The sequence below is a fragment of the [Limnothrix rosea] IAM M-220 genome (assembly GCF_001904615.1).
GTDB lineage: Bacteria > Cyanobacteriota > Cyanobacteriia > Cyanobacteriales > MRBY01 > MRBY01.
Genome location: NZ_MRBY01000019.1, coordinates 1 through 19,128 on the forward strand (window position 1 = coordinate 1; position 19,128 = coordinate 19,128).

The following is a 19,128-nucleotide window of genomic DNA, read 5'->3' on the forward strand; positions in this document are numbered from 1 at the left end:
ATAAGCTCCTTTACTTTACCCCTTTCCTGTCTTTTATTTTGATGCGATTACCCTGCGAAAAACTTAGATCAATAAATTGACAAATATCATCCGAAAGTGTGAACAGAAAATCAGATAGAACAAGCACCAAGCTTGAGGGCTTGTGGAGTATTGCAGTGCTTCAATAACAAAGTATTGTTTTTAATTAATATCTCAACTAAATATGCCTAAAGTTTTAGGCGCATGCCATGGAAAATCCGGTTACGAGCTCTGCCAATCAAAGTCAAACAGCAAAATGGATTGAAACATCAGCGCGTATCGGCTATGCAGCGAAAGGCATGGTTTATTCATTACTGGGCTGGCTGGCTGTGCAAGCATCCCTAAATTGGGGTGGAGAGGTCACAGACACGACAGGCGTATTAAAAGCCGTTGCGGAAAAACCCTTTGGCAAGGTGGCTCTATTTGGTATTGCTCTTGGCTTGTTGTGCTATGTGGCTTGGCGTTTTATCGCTGCTATTTTTGATCCAGAACATGATAAAAATGGCTTAAAAAATATTACTCGTCGCATCATTTATGGTCTCAGTGGCTGTTTGTATAGTGGTTTAGCCTATGCTGCATTCGATATTGTTTTCAGCGTTAGTAGCTCTGGCAGTGGCTCATCTTCCTCTTCGAACGCAAAAGCCGCCACTGTGCTAGCCCAACCTTTCGGTCGATTCCTATTGAGTTGTGTGGCTGTCGGTGCGGCATCCTACGGTTTTTATTATGTTTATCGTGGTGTGAGCAGTAAGTTTCGCAAAAAATTAAAGCTGATAGAAATGGGGAAAACTCAAGAAAAATGGCTGCTAAGTATTGGTCGTTTCGGCTTAATTTCCAAAGGATTTGTGGCCATTATTGTTAGTTATTTTGTGGGTCAAGCGGTGCGGTTTGCGGATGCGAGCAAAGTAAAGACAACGGAGGGCGTTCTCCAAACATTGCAGCGACAACCTTTTGGGGCGGCTCTTATGGGTGGGGTGGCTTTTGGTTTGATTGCCTATGGTATTCATTTGTTGGTTCAATCACGCTATCGACGCATTTCCCCTGATTAGTGGACTTTGTCGTTGGGCAACAGTGTTTAGGGGCGATCGCCTTCACTCTTGATCATTATTGCTTAATGATTGCTCATCGCCCCAGCTGTTTTAGATAGGAGGGCATCAAGTTCATGGACAGAAAAAGTCTAGGCATATTACTACTGTTGGGCTGTGGCTTCTTTGGTTTTCTGTGTTGTGGCTCCCTTGCAATCTCCACCATGATCTAGACCCCTTTGCCGTATTGGCATCTCTCCTCCGTGGTTCTGTCGAAGTTTTAGGTTATGTCAATGGTGCTATAAGCTTAATTTGCCTAGGGTCGGGTCTTTGGTCATTTTTTCGGAAGTGAGCAAGCCAAGAATTCTTCTCCGCTACACTGATGGTGGATAGACGACCTACCAACGATTTTTGACCTTTGATCTTGCTTTATTAAATCCTCAAAAACGCTGGGCGATCGCCTCTACCGCTGCTTTGTTCTGGAGAGTGAATGTTGAACAATCCTTTTCGCCGTGCTTTACGCAGAAGTGCTCGCGCTTACCCAAAAACGGTAAAAGCCGTTCAAAATCGCACACCTGCGGGACTAAACCATTTGTTTAAGTGGATGATACCGGGGCTATCGGTAAAGCGTTGGATGCTCATGAGTGCCTTGGGGGTGCTGTTCACTTCTTTGGGATTGGCGATTTGGCTTGACCTTACGCCGGTTTCCCGCCTGATGACTTTAACGCGAGATTTTTTGCGCTGGATTACCACTGTTGTGCCGAGCCATATTTCTGGTCCTGTGGCGATCGCCTTGGGTTTAGCGCTGATTTTCTGGGGACAAAATCGTACCTTTGGCGCGATCACCGATGTCTTAAATCCCCATGGTGAAGAAGAATTGGTGGATATGCTCCACAACCATCGTCGTCTCAATAAAGGCCCAAAAATTGTGGCGATCGGGGGTGGTACAGGTCTTTCGACCCTATTGCGAGGTTTGAAAAAATATAGCGGTAATATCACTGCAGTTGTCACAGTGGCTGATGATGGTGGCTCCTCCGGCAGGTTACGGCGAGAAATTGGCGTGTTGCCCCCCGGCGATATTCGCAACTGTTTAGCCGCCTTTGCCGACGAAGAGAGATTATTAACCGAACTCTTTCAATACCGTTTTGAAGCGGGAGACGGCTTACAAGGTCACAGTTTCGGTAATCTGTTTCTCACAGCCATGAGCGAAATTACAGGGGATCTAGAACAAGCAGTGATTGCCAGCTCCAAGGTTTTGGCGATTCGCGGCTGCGTACTGCCGGCAACCCTCAGCGATGTAAAGCTCTGGGCAAAAATGGCTGACGGTCGCGTTATCGAAGGAGAATCACGCATTCCCCAAGCGGGCGGTAGAATTGTTGATTTTGGCTGTTATCCCCGTCATCCGAGGGCGTTACCCGCAGCAGTCAAAGCTATTGAAAAAGCCGATTTTATTATCATGGGGCCGGGCAGTCTTTACACGAGCATTATCCCTAATTTACTTGTGCCAGAAATTCGTCAGGCGATCGCCAACAGTTCTGCCCCGCGCATCTATGTGTGCAATATCATGACCCAGCCCGGAGAAACCGACGGCTATACTGTGGCGGATCACATTAAAGCCATTGATAAAGTCTGTGGCGAAAAGTTATTTGACGCTGTCCTTGTCCAACAGCGATCGCCGTCCGAAAGCGCCTTGCGTAGGTATGCCCTCGAACATTCCCATCCTGTATTTCTCGACCGCGAAGAAATCACTAAACTCCGTCGCCGCATTGTCATTGCAAACATTATGGACGAAGACTTTGAAACAGGTTATGTGCGCCACAACCACGAAAAATTAGCCGGGTTACTGGTGCGTTGGTTTAGCAAAGCCGCTGGTATTCAGTCCAAAATGGCAAAATCCGAACCCATCCAACATTCTGCATAATTTACTTGTTGATTGTCGTGAGCTGTTTTACCAGATGACGAAGTTCCGGCAAAATCAATTTTGTCATCGCCAAACGTACTGCCCCACTAGACCCCGGCACCGAAAAAATCACCTTACCTCGATAGGTTCCAGCCACGGCACGCGAGGTGATCGCCCGTGATCCGATTTCGTCGTAACTGAGCATCCGAAAAATCTCCCCAAATCCCGGCAGCGTTTTTTCCAAATACCGCACTACCACATCATAGGTATTATCCCGTGGCGCAATGCCCGTGCCCCCATTGAACAACACTGCATCTAGCCCATCGCCAACGCCAAACCTTTCTAAAAGCGCGGCGATCGCCGCCGGGTCATCTTTAACCACCCGATAAACCGTAATCTCATGACCCTCAGCCAGCAAAAGATCCTGCATAACCTTGCCACTCTTGTCCGTAGCCGGCGATCGCGTATCACTGACAGTGATCACACCACAACAAATCATACGAGAATCTACATCAGGGTGGGGGAAAGGAAGGGACATGGTGTGTAAAGATAATGAGCAATTGTACTGAAGACCATTGGGAGTCCCCAGATGTTAGACGAAAAAGCAAAAAAAGAAATACTACTCAAGATTCCCCACGCATTATATATTTGCGGCGTGCGGGACGGCGATGAAATGAATGGCTTTACCGCCAGTTGGGTGATGCAAGGCTCCTTCAAGCCGCCCCTCATTATTAACTGTGTCCGCTCAGATTCTGGCTCCCACGCCATGCTCAAAAAAACAGGCGTTTTTACCCTCAGTTTCCTTGAGAACACTCAAAAAGACATGGCAGCCAACTTCTTTAAGCCCAAGCGTCGTGTCGGCAACAAATTTGAAGATGTCGAGTTTTACGAAGGCGAAGAAACCGGCTGCCCCATTATCAAAGACTCCCTCGGCTACGTCGAATGCAAAGTAGTCGGCACAGTAGAAAAAGGCGATCACACCGTTTTTGTCGGAGAAGTCATCGGCGCAGGCGTACACCGTGACGGTAAAATCCTTGACCTTGAAAGCACAGGCTGGAGTTACGGCGGCTAACCCTACTATCTATCCACACGAGTTTAATCATAAAAAACGGTGGGTGACACCGAATCGTCCCCTCCAAACTTAGTCTCACAAACCGACCAACCATTCCACCCACCCTACGACTTGATATCTGATATCTGATGTCTGATAACTGTTCACTGATACCTGATAACTGTTCACTGGTAACTGTTCACTGATAACTGTTCACTGATACCTGATACCCATGCCATTAATTAAAGTTCAAACCTCCCTCGCTGCCCCCGCCAAAGATGAAGTTGAATCAATGTTGTTGTCTCTATCCAGCAAGCTCGCCTCTCACCTCAGCAAACCAGAATCCTACGTAATGACAGCTTTCGAGCCAGAAGTTGCCATGACCTTTGCTGGCACAACAGAACCCGTGTGCTACGTTGAAATCAAAAGCGTGGGCACAATGGGCGATCGCACCCAAACGATGAGCGAAGACTTTTGCAATGAGATTAGTCAAACCCTTGGCATAGACAAAAATCGCATTTATATCGAATTTGCCGATGCCAAAGGCTCCATGTGGGGTTGGAACGGTCGCACCTTCGGCTAAGAAATTTGTTTGATTTTCACAAAAAAAGCCCCCATTTGCCATAAAGCATAGGGGGTTAATTGTTTTGAATGTTCTTATGGCCCTTACAATTCCAGCTGCCATAGGGATTCAGCAGAAATTTAGACCCTAATACATTAGGTACTGACCCTTACTATCAGGATGATCTTGCTGTGGTAAACCCATACTGAAGTTCATCACACGCGAATCAAGATTGTAGGAAATTTCGCCAGCTTGGAGCATATCGCGAATAAAACCTTCCAAATCAGAGCCGATATGTCGTAAATTGTATTCCGTCAGATCTTCGCCATCGTAGCTTTCCACAAGTTCATCAAACTTGCGGTACACCTTTTGAAGGGCCTCTTCTGACCAAATAAATTCGTTATCAGGGTCAATATCAAGGCTCAAGACCTTTTCACTGGGAATTAGTTCGTTTTTTTGGATTTCTGCAGTGTAAATGCGTACATGGCGAGTGGTGGACTTCAGTAACATAGGCCTGTGGAGAGATTATGCTCAAACTCAACAATTGCTATTGTGACACTTCCGCTGGAAAAATTAAAAGTCTTTAGGCTGAGATCGTGAGGAGTTCGCCTTCTTTCGCAAAATGGAGATGGTGATGATGTTCTTGTAGCGTAGCCTCCAATGTCTCTAAATCTGGGTCACGACAGTTGGGGTCATGGGTAGAAAACAGTAGGTGCTTGACTAAAATTTCCTTCGAAAACTCTAGTAGAGGTTGCCACTGTTGCATATCGTGATGATGGTGACGGGAAACGGGAGTGTTCAGAACCAAAAAATCAGCGCCATAGGCTAGCTCACGTAAGGCATTGCGATTATCTTTTTCTTGGAGGTCACTATCGGTGGCATATACTAAAACCGCATCTCCATAGCTAATCCGAAATCCTAGGGCTTGGTGTTTTGCGTGAACCAAGGCGCTTTTCACTGTTGCCGCATCAATCATGAGTTCATCGCCAGCTTCAAGGGGGTGGAATTCTAGCTTGGCTCCCATCACTTGAATCGGGACGGGAAAGTTTGGCCCGTGCATCTGTTTGGAGAGCTTGTCTTCGAAGGTTTTGCCTTCGTGGGTCTCTGTGCCATGGATATGAAAGTGATTACCGGGAATAAATGCTGGGACGAAAAAAGGAAATCCTTGAATGCGATCCCAATTAGCGTGGGTAAAAAAAAGATGGGCTTCAACGGGCATTTGTCTTAATAGGGCATTGCCTAACATGCGTAGGCCGGTGCCACCGTCAAAAATCAGACGCTGATCTCCTGCGTTAATTTCTAGGCAGGGGGTATTACCGCCAAAGCGATAGGTATCTCGACCTGGTGTTGGCACTTGTCCGCGCACCCCCCAAAATTTTGCGGTGAATGCTGTATTGGTTTTGGTGGGCTGGTCAATATTCACAGTGTGTGATGCAATTCTTGCAGGCGATCGCCGATTGAAACGTCCTAGAGTTTTACAACCCTCTCCCTATATTATCTAGAGAATATCGAATAATCAGTATTTTTTTTGAAACTTCGATAAAGTAACTCCAAGCGCCTAATTTATAGACCTTTGGTTAAATCATTTTCTTGACACAAACAAGATGAATTTTTGGATAAGTATTTATCGCAATTTCCCTACGTATAAACAGGTTTTGCCTGGCGTTTTTATTTGCTTATTCCTTACCTTTACGAGTGTCTCTATCTCCGGCTGCCAAAGGGGTAATGCCCCCAGAGAATTTGCGCCTGACGGTACGGTGATTGAGCAGGCGATGCACATGGAGCTCCAGCAATATTATCGTGACCTGAGTCGAACGATTACGGCACAACCGCCCACATTAAAGCTAAACAATATTCAAGTTAATCAAATTGATTCTTTTTTTCTCAAACGTTTGCCGGTCTACCACATGCAAGGAACCTATGATCTTGAACTAGGTTTTCGGCACCAAGTTGAAAATCGTAAACATAATCCTTTTGATCTCTATCTCCAGCGGCAAACGGAAGGCAAAACATGGCGATCTCTCAAAAAAATCCCGTCAGGCTGGCAATCCTACGCCATTCGAGAATAATGACTTTACCGAACCGCATACAATTAGGATAATAACCCTGCGATCGCCGCCCTAAGACAGCACAAAAAATGTACGACGAAGATGATTCTCCAGATTACCGACCAGTCCGCCGTTTCCCAAAGGTTCCTTTAGATAGACGCTTTTGGGCATTTTTTATTGATTTCCTCTGTGCTTGGATTTTAAGCGCCTTAGCTGGAGCAGCACTACAGTGGCTCTTTTTTCTGGTGGCATGGTTTACCTTGCGCGTCGGCTTGGTGGAGCGCAATCAAGGACAAAGTTTGGGCAGTTGGGCCTTTGATATTAAAGTCATCGACATTCGTTATCGTATTCCTGAACTGGTGAGCCTCAGTAAACGTGAAGGCATTCTCGGGGGGCTAGGGATGCTGGCCATGTATGGTCTGCAGATTAATTTTGCTAATCCCATTTCCATGCTGATTCTTGTGTCGCCTCTCCTTGCCTGCTGCCTTGTGGCGATCGCCGACGAAGAATTTAACCAAGCCTTCCATGACCGCATTGCCGAGACCTACGTCATCCAAACCCAACGGGGCTTTTCCCTCGATCTCAGGATCAAAGAAATTGTTGCAGAGCTGCGGGATAATATGCAAAGATAGAAATTTGTGTGTAAACTCTAGCGATTCGCACCACTAACCTAAAAGTACCAACATGGCAAGTAAGAAAGGCGTACGCATTACCATCACTGTGGAATGCACAGAATGTCGCACCAATACCAACAAACGTTCCAACGGCGTTAACCGCTACACCACTAGCAAAAACCGCCGTAACACCACCGGACGACTTGAAATCAAGAAGTTCTGTCCCCACTGCAACACCCACACTGTTCACAAAGAAATCAAATAATTCAATTTAGATATTGAAGCTATATTTTGATTTCAGCGAACAATGTGACCAAACCACTGTCTGCAGCAGTAGACAGGTTTGTTATATTTAGTCCCCTTTATTTTGTAAAGATATATCTGAAACATGGCTTATTACCGCAAGCGTTTATCTCCGATTCCCCCCAGTCAGCCCATCGACTATAAAGATGTTGAGCTACTCCGCAAATTTATCACCGAGCGTGGCAAGATCCTTCCCCGCCGCATTACAGGTTTAACGGCACGTCAACAGCGCGACATGAACAGAGCCATTAAACGTGCTCGCATGGTTGCACTATTGCCCTTCATCAACAAAGAAGGCTAAAGTAATGCCGAGCTAGGTTTTGCTTACCCACCTATTGGTAGAAGTAAGCATGCTAATTAGTTTACAAGCGCATTATTTTCGTCACAGTTTAGATTAAGGCAATAAAACTGGTGGAACAAGGACAACTGATTGAATTCAGGTTACAAGGTGAACGGCTACTGGCCGTCGCTGAACGTCCAGAAGGAAAAAAAGATTGGATCGTTGTAGATACGAGGGGACAGTCCCACAAGCTCCGCCCCCAAAGGGTTGAGTACACGGTGGCAGGTTCCCCCTACGATCCTTCTGATATTCCATCGTTTTTAGAGGATTGTGAGCCGTTTCTTGATCCGTCGGGTCTCGAAATTGCCTGGGAGCTGCTCACGGAAATGGCGGAAAGTGCAACGCCTGAGTCCATGGCTCAGTTACTTTTTTCTGAGCAAACGCCTCATCAATGTTATGCCTCCCATGTCATGTTGGCGGAGGACAAGATATTTTTTAAGCGCAAGGGCGATCGCTACGAACCTCGTCCGGAATCGCAGGTTAGGGAAATCCAACATCAGCTCGAAGTTGAAGCCCAAAAGGAAGCTGAAAAAAGTGCTTTTATTGATAAGGTGCGGCGGGCGGGCGATGGTGAAATAATAGAGTGGGAAGAGGGCGATCGCCAAAGACTAGAGGCAATAGAGCGATTTATTCTGTATCCAGAACAATCTAGTAAAGCGGCGCAGGAACTCCTAGAATTGCTTGGACAATCCGCCACAACCGAAAAGGCATTTGAACTTCTTGTCAGTTTAGGATGGTGGAGTCGTCACGAAAATCTTCATCTCCACCGCAGCGGCTATTCCCCAAGATTTTCACAAAAGGTACTCGATGTGGCTCATTTCCGTTTCTCGTCTCCACCCGATGATGCCGACGAAGCGCATCGCCTTGATTTGTCCCACCTGAAAACCTACACCATTGACGATGAGAGTACTTCTGAAATTGACGATGGCCTCAGCATCGAAAATCTCGCAGATGGCGGCCACAAGATCTGGATTCACATTGCAGACCCAACTCGCCTTTTAGTGCCTAATGATGAGCTAGATTTAGAAGCTCGCCGCCGCAGTACCAGTTTATATCTCCCGACGGGGATGATCTCGATGTTCCCGGTGGAGCTGGCCACGGGGCCGATGAGTTTGATTCAAGGGCAAGTTTGTGCGGCTTTAAGTTTTGGGGTGTTGCTCTCGGAAGAGGGGGCGATCGCCGACTATGAGATCCATCCGAGCTGGGTAAAGCCCACCTATCGCCTCACCTACGATGATGTAGACGAAATGCTGCATCTAGATATTCAAGCCGAGCCGGAGATTCCTTTATTAGCTGATTTTGCCCGTAAGCGAGCCGCCTGGCGCAACTCCCAAGGTTCGATCAAAATTAAGATGCCCGAAGCATTAATTAAGGTAAAAGACGAAGATGTCACCATCGAAGTACTAGAAGGCTCCATTTCCCGTGAGCTTGTGGCGGAGATGATGATTTTAGCCGGAGAAATTGCCGGACATTACGGTGTCGAGCACAATTTACCTTTGCCATTTCGCGGTCAACCCCAGCCGGAACTACCTTCAGATCAAGAATTACTCCTTTTGCCCGCTGGCCCCGTGCGTGCCTGTGCGGTGCGCCGTTGTATGCCCCGCAGTGAAATGGGTATTAATCCGGTGCGTCACGCCAGTCTTGGCTTAGATTCTTATATTCAAGTCACCTCGCCCATCCGTCGTTACACAGATTTGCTGGCTCATTTCCAGATCAAAGCTCATTTGCGGGGGGATGAGTTGCCCTTCTCGTCGGAGGAGTTACAGGAGATTTTGTTTAGCGTTGTCACCTCCAGTAAAGAGGCTGTTTTAGTAGAGCGCCAAACCAATCGCTATTGGAGTTTGGAATATCTGCGCCGCAATGCCGATGAAGTGTGGCAGGGGATGGTTTTACGTTGGCTACGGGAAGATGAAAAGTTGGGCGTGTTGTTACTGGAAGAGTTGGGACTAGAGTTGCCCCACCGCTTTGAACGGGCGGTTACTTTGGGCGATCGCCTTGAAGTGAAAGTGAGCCAAGCGGATCCCCACAAAGACGAAATTCGCTTTCGGGAACTCCTAGAAACTGACATTGCGGCAGCATCTTAAACCGTTTTTCGGGCAGAAACGTTGAAATATAAGTTTTATGAGCGGCCATTGAGAAATATTGCGTTTTTTTTCTACTTAGTAGATTTACTTAATGGGCATGATATTCTCTTTGCCAACGAGTTTTTGATGTAACAGCAAAAAAAAGTAATGGCTATTTCTTCTTCCTCCACACCTCAAGTTGAGTCAACATTTTCAGAAGATATGAGCAGCTACGTCGCTGAGCTTCAGTTGCATATGTCCCTCCAGGCGAAGGATTTAACACCAACCCTAGAGCCAGCCAACGACAGTTTACACAAGCTCCTCCATGACACCCAAATTAATCTTGAGAAACTAGCGTCTCGTCATCTCATGTAATTTGCAGATGATGCAGATGAAATAATGAAGCAGGGCACAAATATTTGTGTCCTTTTTGATTCGGTTAAATTTATTGGGCTGAACTTCGTTAGTCGGCCTGCCTCAAGCAAAAATCAATAGATAAACAGGTTTAGCTAGCTGCGGCCACCCATTTTTCTGCCTGTTGCATCGCCTGTTGCCAAACTTTATAACCTTGACGATTTAGGTGAACGCCATCGGTACTTAAATCCTGACGCATTTTGCCTTCTTGATCGACAAACAAAGCGTGAAGATTCAGATAACCCGCATTTTCCTCGGCGGCGATCGCCTGTAGCTTTTGATTTAAACGCATCGCTCGTGCAGGCGATAAATAATCAGTACGAGTGGGCAATAAAGACTGAACAACAATCGTGGCGTAGGGATGCTGATAGCGCAAACGACGGATAATAGCGCGGGAATTATTTAATACCGTTGTGTCCGAGGCTCCCTGCTTCAAGTCATTAACCCCAGCCATGACATAGATCGTTTCCGGGCGAACGCGATCAAGGGCATCAAGGCGCTGTAAAACTTGGCTCGTATTTTCACCAGAAATGCCTTGGTTTAACCACAGCTTGCCTTCGGGTAGCAGGTCGCTAGGAAACCACATACTTAAAGAATCACCCACTAAAACACCGAGGCGATTATTACCTTGGCCAGCTGCGACGGACTTTGCTTCCTGGCGCAGTAAGTTTTGCCAATCTTGGTGGGTGGGTTGTTGCCTTGCACCTGCCCAGGCGGTTTCAAAGCTATTTCCTTTGAGTCTGGTGTAGAGCTGACCTGCTTTTAGGGCATTGATTCGCTGGCTAAAAAGCTGGGGGTTTGAGCTTGGTTGGCGGGTTGAAGTACTTTCTGATGGCCATGTTTGACGGCTCGGTGTCTGGGGCTGACTTGGTCGGTAGCTTGATTGCTTAATCGTCAAGGTTTCTTCAGGGTTACTGGAATACCGATGATAGGCAATGGGGTTTCTCGTTGGTGTTGTGGGTTGATTAATCTTCGCAAAAGTCTGAGTGCCCGCAGCCGTTGTATTACGAGACGCAAATTTACTACTTGTTTCCGGCTTGGTCACGGAGGCTTTCTGGGCAAGGGGCTGCGATCGCCGTTGATAGGCCTCGACCCGTTGCTGATCGATTAAACCCATTTGGTCTACCATTTGCCAGGGATCCATTTCCGGCTTGGGTTGGGGCGTCACACCAACCGCCGTCTCGCCACTTAATAGACTTGCCGCCAAAAGCAAAGGTTCAGACATAACAGCACCGGAAATAACAGAGGAACTACTTCCATAGACAGGGCGATCGCCGTCGTTTCAGGACAAATCCGTTAGATTTAAACCTGAGAATGTTCCAGCAGTTTGCTAAATTGTTGTGATGGCTTTGGCAGAAACGTCCAGAACCGAGGTGATACCGTTAAAATCGCCGATACAGTAAACCCAAGCTCAAGCTAAAAATTTTCCATTTGCCCATTATTGCCCGTTGTTACATCCCATAAATTTATGCCGTATTTTCAACCGTTCCTCCTCAATGCCCCAGCAGGGGAAGCAGTCGAGCCTTCAATGGTTTTGGCATCCGTCTTACTGAGTTTAGTCGTGATTTATTTCGCCAGTAAAATGGGCGGCGAATTATGTGCCCGCATTAATTTACCGCCAGTCCTGGGGGAACTTGTCGGTGGTGTACTTGTCGGGGTTTCAGCCTTCGGTCTACTCATTTTTCCAGAGAGTGGACTGCAAGCATCAGATTCATTAATTATCAAATTTCTAGAGGCCACGGCCGGTTTAAGTCCAGAAGCAGCGCCAGCTCTATTTGCCACCCAAAGTGAGGTGATTTCAGTTTTAGCCGAGCTGGGAGTTGTCATTCTCTTGTTTGAAATTGGTCTTGAATCCGATTTACAGGAGCTGATTAAAGTAGGACCCCAGGCTGCGGTTGTGGCGGTTGTGGGTGTTGTTGCGCCCTTTGCCGCGGGGACAGCGGGCTTAGTCTTTTTCTTTGGCATTGATACAATTCCAGCGATTTTTGCAGGGGCGGCTCTCACGGCAACCAGTATTGGTATTACGGCAAAGGTTTTGGCTGAGTTGGGTCAGCTGACCACAAAAGAAGGTCAAATTATTATTGGCGCGGCGGTACTAGATGATGTCCTCGGGATTATTGTTTTGGCCGTTGTGGCGAGTTTGGCGAAAACCGGTGAAGTAGAAATTGTTAGTACGATCTGGCTGATTATTAGCGCGGGTACTTTCCTCGTTGGTGCCATCATTGTGGGACGTTTGCTGAGTCCTTTGTTTGTCAGTCTTGTGGATGGTATGCAGACGCGGGGACAACTGCTCACGGTTTCCATTGTGTTTGCGTTTGTGTTGTCCTATATCGCTACTGTCATCCAGCTGGAGGCAATTTTAGGGGCTTTTGCTGCGGGTCTTATTCTTGCGGAAACGAGTAAACGTGGGGAATTGGAAGAGCAGGTGCTGCCGATCGCCGATTTATTTGTACCGATTTTCTTTGTGTGTGTCGGTGCAAAAACAGATTTAAGTGTTTTAAATCCGGCGGTTCCCTCTAATCGCGAAGGTCTAGTCATTGCGGCATTTCTGATTGTGGTGGCGATCGTTGGGAAGGTGATCACGGGCTTTACGGTTTTTGGTCAAGAGCAACTCAACAAGCTAGCCATTGGTGTGGGGATGATTCCCCGTGGCGAAGTGGGTCTTGTTTTTGCAGGGGTCGGTTCTGCCAGTGGTGCGCTGTCTGAGTCTACTGAAGCGGCCATTATTATGATGGTGATCTTAACCACATTTGTTGCACCGCCTTTCTTGCGTATTGTTTTTAAAGAGTCAGACGCAGTGGCTGAGTCAGAACAGGTTTAAGGAAGATACAATGGGATGTCGCAATTAGCCCCTGAAACATATCCGGCGATCGCTGCGTCCCTTTGACAAACCGAGGTTACGCTTCGGCTGCAACTGTTTTATCGTTCATTCCCTGTTTTCATCAGAGGATTTTTTGACTGTGAAATTCTTTTGGTTCTGCTTAACTCTACTCACCGTTTCCACTTGGCAATTGCCAGCTTGGGCGGGTCAATTGATCTTTTGGGAGTTTAATGAGCAGCGTCGCGAACTACAATTTCGCACCAATAGCAGCGTACAGCCTGAGGCTCAGCTTATCCCCGATCCCAGCCGCTTAGTGATTGATTTACCGGGCACAACGCTAGCTCGTCCTCTCCTGAACCGTAGCTATGGCGGCAAAATTCGCACAGTTCGTTTGGGTCAGTTTACGCCCAACACCGCTCGCCTCGTAATCGAGCTAGAGCCGGGCTATACCCTTGATCCGAATGGCATTAAGTTTGAGGGGCGATCGCCGAATGACTGGTCCGTAACCTTACCAGAACCCCAACCCATTACCACCGATAACCAAACATCCCAGCGCCTTACAGAGGAGCAAATTGGTGCCGCCACAGGACAGGCAGAAGATAGTTTTTTAGATGATCGCTTCCAAGTGACGCGGGGGGGCTTTTACCTCAACCTCGACCAAGTCAGTGACGGTAAAATTGCATCAGAACGGGATGGCGATCGCCTTGAATTCACCCTAAAAGATTTACAACTTCCCCAAGAATTACGCGGCAAAACCCTAAACGTTAATCGCTACAGGGTTAACCAAATTGCCTTTGAACAAGTTCGGAATAACGAAGCAAAAATTTCCCTACAACTTGCAGACAATAGTCCCGAATGGCGAGCCCTCTACAATTCCTACGGCGGCGGCGGCTTAGTTTTTATTCCCGCCGGGGGAACCGATAATCTCGAAGCAAGAGATGTTAGTCCCACAACAGTGCCCGACCGTGTCGTTCAAACCTCCTCCTCAGAAGAACTCACAACCATTGAATCCGTAGACCTAGCCAACAATGGTGGTCTGCTCATTGTGCGAGGCAATGAAAGTATCAAAGCATCCGGCGGCTGGAATCGTAACGACGGTGTCTATCAAATCCGCATCGAAAATGCCGAGCTTGCCCAACCCGTCCGGGGCCCCCAGCTAGAGACCAATAGCCCAGTTTCACGCATTTCCATGCGACAGGAAACCAACACCAGTGTCCTGATCCAAATTGAGCCTGCCCTCGGCGTTCAGGTCGGAGACCTCACCCAGCCCAGCGATCGCCTCATTGCTTTAGAGTTAAACCGTCTACGGGATTTCAACAATTCCCAAGGCAATAATTCCGTCTTTGTCCCACCAGCACAAAATACAGATCCACCACGCACCTTCAATCCCCCCCAGAGCAATATAGTCGTGATGATTGATCCCGGCCATGGCGGTAGAGACTCCGGTGCTGTGGGCATTGGTGGCTTACAGGAAAAAAATGTTATTCTCCCCATCTCCCAAGAAGTTGCCCAAATTTTGCAGCAAAACGGCATCGGTGTGCGTATGACACGAGATACAGATTATTTTGTTAGCCTTGCTGGCCGCACCCAGCTTGCTAATAATGCCAATGCCGACTTATTTGTCAGTATCCATGCCAACGCCATTAGCCTGAGTCGTCCCGATGTTAATGGCTTTGAAGTTTACTATTTTCAAAGCGGCAGACAACTAGCCCAGAGCATCCACCGTAATGTAATGAGTCAAATACGGATGCGCGATCGCGGCGTTAAAACAGCCCGTTTCTATGTCCTGCGCCATACAGCCATGCCTTCCGCCCTCGTTGAAGTCGGTTTTGTCACCGGTCGTGAAGATGCTGCCAACCTTTCTAATCCCGCCTTTCGTAGCCGCATGGCCAAGGCGATCGCCGACGGAATTTTAGAATATATCCAGACCAATGTCCGTTAACCCCGAAAAGTTCAAGTACAATTCACTATTTTCCGACAAAGTATCGGCGCGCAGTGTAAAAAACTACGCTAATCTTTGTTTAATTCAACTGGTGTGAGTACTTTTATCTATGGGCAATTCAAAAACCTTTCCAATCGGGATCTTCGACAGCGGTCTCGGTGGTATTACCGTGCTGCGAGCGTTGTATCATCAGCTCCCCAAAGAATCAATCATCTACTTTGCTGATACAGCTCGATTACCCTATGGAAATCGTTCCCCAGAAGAATTAATCCAATACGTCAGAGAAATTCTCACCTGGATGGAAGCCCAAGAAGTCAAAATGGTAGTGATGGCCTGCAATACCAGCTCCGCCGTTGCCCTTGACATTATTCGCTCAGAATTCAAAACACCTGTACTAGGCTTAATTTTACCCGGTGCAAAAGGAGCCGTACAACACGGTAAACGCATCGGCATTATTGCCACCCAAGCCACAGTTAACAGCAATGCTTACAAAGATGCGATTCAGGAAGTGGAACCAGCCACAGACGTATGGCAAATGGCCTGTCCAGAATTTGTGCCCCTCATTGAGGCCAACCGCATTAATGACCCCCACACAAAACGGGTTGCCCGGAAATATTTGCAGCCGCTAATCGAACAAAACATTGACACACTAGTGTTTGGTTGTACCCACTACCGTCACCTTGCCGGCGTTTTTAAAAGCATTTTGCCTGACCATGTGGTTTGTGTCGACCCAGCAGAATATGTCGTTAAAGCGACTGAACAGGAACTGGATTTAATGGGTTTAAAAAATGCAACACTCCCTATGCCGACTCGGTTCGCCGTCAGCGGTTGCCCAGACCAATTTGCAGAACTATCCCACCGTTGGCTGGGTTACACTCCCCTTGTGGAGAAGGTGGATCTGACGGAATTTATGACCACTCCACCAGCGCCAGTGCCTGTCCGCCGCAATTTATCTTAACCTGAGTTTTGCTTAAGAATGCTTGGTAATAGGACGCGGCGAATAAGAGAGCGAGAGATCGGGAGATGTTTTATCCAAATAATCCTAGGGGTCAAAAAACGCAGGTTTTCGTTGGTTCTCCGTGTCTCTACCTCTCCGTGTCTTCCTTTCTTTCAAGAAATATCAGCTAAATTCTTATCCATAACTGACGTTATCTTAAAAGCCGATAGATCTTGCGCATAGGCTTTGAGTGTTTTCTTCCCAGAGGGAGTTGAGGTGGATACAGCTTAAACGATGCCGCCTAAGGTCAGTTGGGGGAAAGGATTGGCTGTAAAAATTTCTGAGGGAAAGGGGGACTCGGAGACAAGGGGACGTGGGGATATGCCCATTGTTCTCACCAAACTTGTGGGCTGAAGAAGTCTCCCCATTTCTCTCTATCCTTTGGTAGATGATTATTGTAAAGCTTTATTCAGCCTGAACTCAGCTTAGCTGATGGAAATTCTGGGCGCTCTTTGGGTATCTTTCCGCAGGAAGACAATCAGTTCTATTTCAAATCCATTTGACATTATTCTGTCCAACGGAAGTTTTAGGGTTTTAAGAAAAATCCTTTTCTAACGGTGATGAATATTTTCTAGTTGTGCTTTGAGGCGATCGCAGGCCGCCATTAATTCGGGTAATGCGGTGAGGGGCGAGGGATTAATTTGACTACGGAGATAAATATGTCTTAACTTCCGTTCTAGTTGTTGGGCAAGCTGGAGTGCTTCGCGCCCTTGGTCATCCATTTGTTTTTGTTGGTGGAAAACCAAGGCTTGGCCACGTAAAACTTGTACTGTGCCTTCTTCACCATGTTTGCCCGGGATAATTGTTAACCGTAGTAAAATCCTTTCATCGAGATAATACTGCTCCATTTCGGCTTTTTTGGCCTTAAGTACTGGTACTGGCGGAATGTGGGCTAAGCGCTTAAATTCGTTGAGGACTCCATAAAACGTTTTAACTGGCAAGCCGTAAAGGGCTTCTTTCATTACACCGCTTTCGCTCAGGAGAATGCGTCCTTCATTGGCATGATTTTCAAAGTAGAGTCGCCCAATGCCTTGGGACAGGACGCGACCCAGTAGTTCTTGCCAAAGTTGTTTGGCGGGTAGGTTAGTAAGGGTATCTAATGGTCTATTTAAATGTTTGGGTGCAAGGTTAAGGCGGTTATAAACTTGGGGTGCATTTTGATGTTTATTGATGTTTTCCCGTAGTTGTACTGGTGCATTGGGTACATGGACAGCGGGAATATTCAGGCTTTGATCTGGTTTTAGTGATGGGCGATCGCCGCCATTAGCTTGGGCTTGCAGCTCTGCGATATCTCCCTCAAAAATAGCCGTTGACTTATCGTCGTTAGAGACAATTTTCGAGATTGAGCCTTGATCAATTGGCGGTATGGCAAGGGGATCAATCGTTGCGCCAGCCGTAGATTTTTCGTCAATTACAAAAGTCGCTTTGTCACCCGAAGCCGCAGGTGCAACCGACTGATGTTTGGAAGATGGCTCGTTTTGACTCCGTCGAACGACGGTACTATTGTTCGTTTGTTGATAGTTAAGAAAGGAAGAAAGCAGTAGTTGAAATGTTTTTTGATCTAGCTTTTGAGCCACAAGGTTGAGTTTTTTTCGGCTCAGGAGCTTTTTAATGATTAGGTGAACGTTCGGGTTATTTTGATCAACGATCCCTAGGGTCAAACAATGGTTATGAAATTTTAGAGGCAGAATTGAATGGGCGCGACAAACTTGTAGGGGAATGTATTTTTCAACGAGTCTGAAAGATTGCTCTAGATTAATGCCAGACCAATTAAAAGGCTCTATGGAAATTTGAAGTGTTTCTGCCATCGTTCAGATATGTCTTATTCAGGGAGAATATCTTAGCCCCTTAGTTTCTGGGCAGCTAAGTAAATTTTACTCCATTGCTGAAGTAGGGACGGAGATTCGTCGTCGAGCTTTGTTAATGATTTTTGGGAGGGGGCTGTTGTCTGGAGATCGCTGAGGAGTTGTTGCTGTTCTGGGGTCAGCTGAGTTTGGAGGGTTTCCCATTGTTGGGATGTGAGTCCGAGTTGATGTTCGGCGAGGCTGGTTTGTAGCCAAGCGGCGACTAAAGCGGGTTTGGTTTTGATGGCAAAGTTGTGAATTGCATGGTATTTGACTTTGTCCCTAAGACGATAACTTTTTTTAATGGGAATATCGAGGGCTTGGGCGATCGCCTCTTGGGTTTTTCCCTGTAAATAAAGTTTTAGCCAAGGTACTGCGAGGGGATCTTTAATATTTTCTTGGAGGTAAGCGAAGAAATCGTCCATTACGGCCTGACGCAAAAAATCCTGTTGCCATAGTTCTTCTTTGGTCTGGTGGCGGGCGATCGCCTCATTATCTAAAAGATTGAGGGTTTGCTCGCTATTTTTAATTTCCAGCTCAGTCGAGAGTAATTTCACAGATTGGCTCGCTGGCACATTGGTCATGCCAGAGCGTTGATAACGACGCATCAAATTTACAAACCGATAGCTAATTAATGGCTGATTTTGAATCGGACGTAAACAATATTCTTCGAGCACAGTACAAAGAAAGGCCTCCCGGAGGGAACGGGGCGGTTTACAACTGCGCAACCAGCCTAACTCCTGTTGCAGATAACGGTCGCGCTGCAACATCTCTTGGATCACTTCTTCGAGGACATCGTAAACTGTACGCCGGCGATCGCGGCTGAGGGAAATCCAAGTCTGAATCTGTTGTCGTAGGGTTACAACATGGCTCAAACGACGTAATAACCGCCCAAAACGCTGGCTCGGCTGCATCGCTAAATACTTCGTCAGGACCCGATAGCGGTAGGCAATCCCTTTTTCAAACAATAACCATTGTTCAGGGGGGAGCGCTTCCTTTTGTGCCGCATCGGCCCCCAGGAGCCAATCCACAATTAACGTGCAGTCCACCTGTGGCAATGAAGAACTATCAGTTTGCTGGCAGTGATTTCGCCATTGATCGCGGAGGGTGGCGATATTGCCCATGGCATCGAGAAAATAGAAGGTTGCCTTTTTATCCTATAGGGAGTTCACCCATTCTCTTGTAAATT

At 47.1% G+C, this 19,128-nt stretch carries 20 protein-coding genes; 14 read left to right on the forward strand and 6 right to left on the reverse strand.

The annotated features are described in order from the left end of the window. Positions 1 to 227: 227 nt before the first annotated feature. The 3 genes from NIES208_RS09195 (at position 228) to NIES208_RS09200 (ending at position 2,961) form a co-directional block, all read left to right on the forward strand. Positions 228 to 1,064 carry a DUF1206 domain-containing protein gene (locus NIES208_RS09195; RefSeq protein ID WP_075891977.1) on the forward strand — a complete coding sequence of 279 codons (837 nt, stop codon included), beginning with the start codon at positions 228 to 230 and terminating at the stop codon, positions 1,062 to 1,064. Positions 1,065 to 1,236: 172 nt separating this feature from the next. Beyond that, complete coding sequence (locus NIES208_RS18940; RefSeq protein ID WP_171971745.1) at positions 1,237 to 1,392, forward strand: hypothetical protein; 156 nt, start codon at positions 1,237 to 1,239, stop codon at positions 1,390 to 1,392. A 138-nt stretch (positions 1,393 to 1,530) separates the two neighbouring features. Then, positions 1,531 to 2,961: a gluconeogenesis factor YvcK family protein gene (locus tag NIES208_RS09200; protein WP_075891979.1), complete on the forward strand. Its 1,431-nt coding sequence runs from the start codon at positions 1,531 to 1,533 to the stop codon at positions 2,959 to 2,961. A 1-nt stretch (position 2,962) separates the two neighbouring features. Here NIES208_RS09200 and NIES208_RS09205 read toward each other — a convergent pair whose 3' ends face one another. Further along, complete coding sequence (locus tag NIES208_RS09205; protein WP_075891981.1) at positions 2,963 to 3,478, reverse strand: MogA/MoaB family molybdenum cofactor biosynthesis protein; 516 nt, start codon at positions 3,476 to 3,478, stop codon at positions 2,963 to 2,965. 51 nt (positions 3,479 to 3,529) lie between these two features. Here NIES208_RS09205 and NIES208_RS09210 point away from each other — a divergent pair, with 51 nt between their 5' ends. Continuing rightward, positions 3,530 to 4,012: a flavin reductase family protein gene (locus tag NIES208_RS09210; protein ID WP_075891983.1), complete on the forward strand. Its 483-nt coding sequence runs from the start codon at positions 3,530 to 3,532 to the stop codon at positions 4,010 to 4,012. Positions 4,013 to 4,223: 211 nt separating this feature from the next. Then, positions 4,224 to 4,574, forward strand: coding sequence for a phenylpyruvate tautomerase MIF-related protein (locus NIES208_RS09215; protein ID WP_075891985.1), 351 nt, complete (start codon positions 4,224 to 4,226; stop codon positions 4,572 to 4,574). A 126-nt stretch (positions 4,575 to 4,700) separates the two neighbouring features. Here NIES208_RS09215 and ndhM read toward each other — a convergent pair whose 3' ends face one another. After that, the gene (gene ndhM / locus NIES208_RS09220) at positions 4,701 to 5,063 is read right to left on the reverse strand and encodes an NAD(P)H-quinone oxidoreductase subunit M (protein ID WP_075891987.1); all 363 of its coding nucleotides are present in this window, start codon (positions 5,061 to 5,063) and stop codon (positions 4,701 to 4,703) included. A gap of 73 nt (positions 5,064 to 5,136) precedes the next feature. Further along, complete coding sequence (locus NIES208_RS09225; RefSeq protein WP_084176584.1) at positions 5,137 to 5,976, reverse strand: MBL fold metallo-hydrolase; 840 nt, start codon at positions 5,974 to 5,976, stop codon at positions 5,137 to 5,139. Between the two features lie 232 nt (positions 5,977 to 6,208). Here NIES208_RS09225 and NIES208_RS09230 point away from each other — a divergent pair, with 232 nt between their 5' ends. The 6 genes from NIES208_RS09230 (at position 6,209) to NIES208_RS09255 (ending at position 10,296) form a co-directional block, all read left to right on the forward strand. After that, positions 6,209 to 6,622: a hypothetical protein gene (locus tag NIES208_RS09230; protein ID WP_084176586.1), complete on the forward strand. Its 414-nt coding sequence runs from the start codon at positions 6,209 to 6,211 to the stop codon at positions 6,620 to 6,622. Between the two features lie 68 nt (positions 6,623 to 6,690). Continuing rightward, the gene (locus NIES208_RS09235; protein WP_075891989.1) at positions 6,691 to 7,233 is read left to right on the forward strand and encodes an RDD family protein; all 543 of its coding nucleotides are present in this window, start codon (positions 6,691 to 6,693) and stop codon (positions 7,231 to 7,233) included. A 52-nt stretch (positions 7,234 to 7,285) separates the two neighbouring features. Further along, positions 7,286 to 7,480, forward strand: a complete 195-nt coding sequence (gene rpmG / locus NIES208_RS09240; protein WP_015133764.1) for a 50S ribosomal protein L33 — start codon at positions 7,286 to 7,288, stop codon at positions 7,478 to 7,480. Positions 7,481 to 7,603: 123 nt separating this feature from the next. Then, positions 7,604 to 7,819 (forward strand): 30S ribosomal protein S18, encoded by a 216-nt coding sequence (gene rpsR, locus NIES208_RS09245; protein WP_015133763.1) that lies wholly within the window; start codon positions 7,604 to 7,606, stop codon positions 7,817 to 7,819. 110 nt (positions 7,820 to 7,929) lie between these two features. After that, positions 7,930 to 9,942, forward strand: a complete 2,013-nt coding sequence (locus NIES208_RS09250) for a ribonuclease catalytic domain-containing protein (RefSeq protein ID WP_075891991.1) — start codon at positions 7,930 to 7,932, stop codon at positions 9,940 to 9,942. 147 nt (positions 9,943 to 10,089) lie between these two features. Continuing rightward, positions 10,090 to 10,296: a hypothetical protein gene (locus NIES208_RS09255; RefSeq protein WP_075891993.1), complete on the forward strand. Its 207-nt coding sequence runs from the start codon at positions 10,090 to 10,092 to the stop codon at positions 10,294 to 10,296. Positions 10,297 to 10,426: 130 nt separating this feature from the next. On the opposite strand, the gene NIES208_RS09260 is transcribed toward NIES208_RS09255, so the two are convergent. Beyond that, positions 10,427 to 11,560, reverse strand: a complete 1,134-nt coding sequence (locus tag NIES208_RS09260) for a GDSL-type esterase/lipase family protein (RefSeq protein WP_075891995.1) — start codon at positions 11,558 to 11,560, stop codon at positions 10,427 to 10,429. A 243-nt stretch (positions 11,561 to 11,803) separates the two neighbouring features. Here NIES208_RS09260 and NIES208_RS09265 point away from each other — a divergent pair, with 243 nt between their 5' ends. From NIES208_RS09265 to murI, 3 genes are all read left to right on the forward strand, one after another. Continuing rightward, the gene (locus tag NIES208_RS09265) at positions 11,804 to 13,156 is read left to right on the forward strand and encodes a cation:proton antiporter (RefSeq protein ID WP_075891997.1); all 1,353 of its coding nucleotides are present in this window, start codon (positions 11,804 to 11,806) and stop codon (positions 13,154 to 13,156) included. 139 nt (positions 13,157 to 13,295) lie between these two features. Continuing rightward, a complete protein-coding gene (locus NIES208_RS09270; RefSeq protein ID WP_075891999.1) occupies positions 13,296 to 15,098 on the forward strand; it encodes an N-acetylmuramoyl-L-alanine amidase in 1,803 nt (600 codons plus the stop codon). A 109-nt stretch (positions 15,099 to 15,207) separates the two neighbouring features. Further along, positions 15,208 to 16,056, forward strand: a complete 849-nt coding sequence (murI, locus tag NIES208_RS09275; protein ID WP_075892001.1) for a glutamate racemase — start codon at positions 15,208 to 15,210, stop codon at positions 16,054 to 16,056. A gap of 590 nt (positions 16,057 to 16,646) precedes the next feature. On the opposite strand, the gene NIES208_RS09280 is transcribed toward murI, so the two are convergent. Next, positions 16,647 to 17,903, reverse strand: a complete 1,257-nt coding sequence (locus NIES208_RS09280; protein ID WP_075892003.1) for a hypothetical protein — start codon at positions 17,901 to 17,903, stop codon at positions 16,647 to 16,649. Positions 17,904 to 17,935: 32 nt separating this feature from the next. Continuing rightward, the gene (locus NIES208_RS09285) at positions 17,936 to 19,063 is read right to left on the reverse strand and encodes a HetZ-related protein 2 (RefSeq protein ID WP_075892005.1); all 1,128 of its coding nucleotides are present in this window, start codon (positions 19,061 to 19,063) and stop codon (positions 17,936 to 17,938) included. Positions 19,064 to 19,128: the final 65 nt, after the last annotated feature.